Origin of the sequence: Bradyrhizobium sp. 35, assembly GCF_023073215.1 — a bacterium.
GTDB classification, from domain to species: Bacteria; Pseudomonadota; Alphaproteobacteria; order Rhizobiales; family Xanthobacteraceae; genus Bradyrhizobium; species Bradyrhizobium canariense_D.
Window position 1 is genome coordinate 1 of record NZ_JADPJC010000016.1, and the last position, 2,523, is coordinate 2,523.

General features: G+C 56.3%; 2 protein-coding genes. Both read left to right on the plus strand.

Going from position 1 to position 2,523, the window contains the following annotated elements; all coding sequences use genetic code 11:
• Positions 1-274 precede the first annotated feature (274 nt).
• Positions 275-790 carry a hypothetical protein gene (locus IVB36_RS02315; RefSeq protein ID WP_247390453.1) on the plus strand — a complete coding sequence of 172 codons (516 nt, stop codon included), beginning with the start codon at positions 275-277 and terminating at the stop codon, positions 788-790.
• Positions 791-1,193: 403 nt separating this feature from the next.
• Positions 1,194-2,174: an ABC transporter substrate-binding protein gene (locus IVB36_RS02320; protein ID WP_247361346.1), complete on the plus strand. Its 981-nt coding sequence runs from the start codon at positions 1,194-1,196 to the stop codon at positions 2,172-2,174.
• Positions 2,175-2,523 lie beyond the last annotated feature (349 nt).

A 2,523-nucleotide genomic window follows, 5' to 3' on the forward strand; every position in this document is an offset into this window, starting at 1 on the left:
GACACCGTGATGTCCGGTGTCGCTGGTAAACTGGTCGCGTAGCTGAAGTTGCCTCGAGGCAGCTTCTGAGCCGAAGCGGAAATGCTCATTCGCGGCGGCCTCACCCGCGCAAACAGTCAAGTGGATCAGCTCTACTGACGCACCCTCGCGTGCTGAGCTCCGCCTGCGACACTGTGTTACTGTTTGTAGATCTGTAACTCTTGCTGGAGTGTTCCTCGGGGCGTAGCCTGCTCGCTCGCATTAGTTCTCTGCGCCATCACAAAGGGAGGGAACGATGGCCTTTAATCGTGTACTCATCGCATTGTTTTCGGTCGTTGCCATTCTGACCAGTTTTAGCGCCATTGCACAGGGCGTGCCGCCGGAAGGCTCGGTCTCGGTCATATTCACCGCCACGCCTATTCCAGCACCCAAGCCAATGTCGATAGGCAACGGCAGAGAGTTTGTTTTTGTGAACCAAGCCATGGCAGCCTCGAACGAGGCTGGAAACCCTGTACTCAACAACATGGGTGGACGCTGTCAATTGAGCCGCCTTACGGATTCGTCCGCAAAGACCGCGGAGATTCACGGGTTTTGTACTTACATCGACAAGGACGGCGATCAAGTGTTCGAACAGTGTGACTGGATGCCGGGATCTCCCAACAATTGCAAGATCACTGGTGGAACGGGGAAATTTGAAGGTCTGCAGGCTGCGCTCGTCGTCACCATCGACCCGCTCAAGAGTAACTTCGATGGCATCAGCCAGGTCATTGGTCACAAGAAGGGAACGTACAAGTTCACCAACACGAACTGAGCCAACCAGGTGCCAACAGCTACGTACTTGAAACGATGCCAGTGATATCGCCTGGCATGGAGCAGTGACGTGATCATCGGCGGCGGAGACAAAGCTGATGAGGTGATGAGGTTTTCGTTGCGATCTGGCAAGTGCCGCCGTTGCATGGCCCTTGGCAGGATGGCCACAACAGCGGCAACTTGGCGAATTGGGTACCTAATGCCCGGCTTCATAGTTGGTCTTGACCTCAAACAAGAGTTGAACACTCTGGGGATGTGAGCCGAACAGCGTCATGACAGAAGCCGTCGCGGGTCCAAGCCGACGTGAGTACGTTTGTGGTCGAGGTCAGAAAGGGATCCGCACCGATCGTTGAGACGTGGTATCATTGTTTGGTCGTTGTCTTCAGGCTTCTGCGAGGATTGCAATGAAGCGACGAGAGTTCATTGCGGGAACTGCGGCGCTGCTCATTTCGCCACGTTCTTCGCAGGGGCAGGGCAAGCGTCGTCGACTCGGCTTTCTCGCCATAGGCGATGGAAGCGGCAAGGCCCTTAATCAAGCCGAGGTTGCGTTCATTGATGCGCTGCGAAGCCTAGGTTGGATACAGGGAAAAAACCTCACCATAGAGTATCGGTTTTCTCAACCCGCAGATCGACTGACCGACTCCGTCGCCGAGCTGATGGCCCTCGGCCCCGACATCCTGATCGCTCCAGGACCGCAAGCAGCAATAGCGCTCAAATCCGCGACCGGCACGATTCCCATCGTATTCGTGGGTGTCGCTGATCCCGTGCACCTCGGCCTCATACAAAGCCTGTCGCGACCAGGTGGCAACATGACAGGCGTGACGACCAACGTCCCCGACGACTTCTTCGCAAAACGTCTAGAAATTCTTCGAGAACTTGTTCCCGGCGCATCTAAAATCGCAGTCTTGATCAATCCAGATAATCCACTGCAAAGGCTGTACTTCGCGGAAGAGATCCCACGCATAGCCCGGCACCTCGGCGTGGCTCTGCCTCTCGTTCCGGCGACCAAGCCAGAAGAACTCGACATTGCCTTTGCCTCGGCCGCCGCCCAACACGCCGATGCGATCATTGATTTCGGCGATGCGCTCACTTATGCCCAGGCGCAGCGGATTATCGCGCTCGCGGCTAAGTATCACCTGCCAGCAAACTACTTGTTTCGGCATTATGCCGATGGGGGACTATCGGTATACGGGGCCGATACCGCCGATCTATTCCGTCATGCGGGCGACTATGTAGACAAGATCCTCAGGGGTGCCAAACCTGTGGACCTCCCGGTACAAAGGCCAACGAAGTTCGTCCTCATAATCAACGTAAAGACGGCCAAAGCGCTGGGTCTCACCGTGCCGACCTCGTTGCTGATACGGGCCGACCAAGTGATCGAATAAGGCTCCGCCGCGGTGCATGGGCCCATACCCGAAAGTCGCTTGGAGCATGTCATGTCGGCTGGCAGAGGGCAAACCGGACACCGATCCAGCTTGCAGCCTACCGCCGCTTTTCGACCCATAGCGGAATTGAAGCCGACACCTTTAACTTGGATCAATGCGTTCGCGCTTAACTGACCACAGCGGCCGATTTTAGCTCGCACCACCGGTTTCATTCCTGCTAGGTTAATTTCTATCCCCGGCAGATATCATTGGGCGCCGGCGCTGAGAGTTCAAGCGACTCCCGCCTATCAGGCCGGAGTGGCGTGTCGTCATTTAGGTCGCACGAGGGTGATCGGATGCCGGCAAATCT

What these genes read in the sequence shown, in the direction of transcription:
- IVB36_RS02320 (WP_247361346.1), top strand. Translation starts at nt 1,194, where the DNA reads ATGAAGCGACGAGAGTTCATTGCGGGAACTGCGGCGCTGCTCATTTCG.
- IVB36_RS02315 (WP_247390453.1), top strand. Translation starts at nt 275, where the DNA reads ATGGCCTTTAATCGTGTACTCATCGCATTGTTTTCGGTCGTTGCCATT.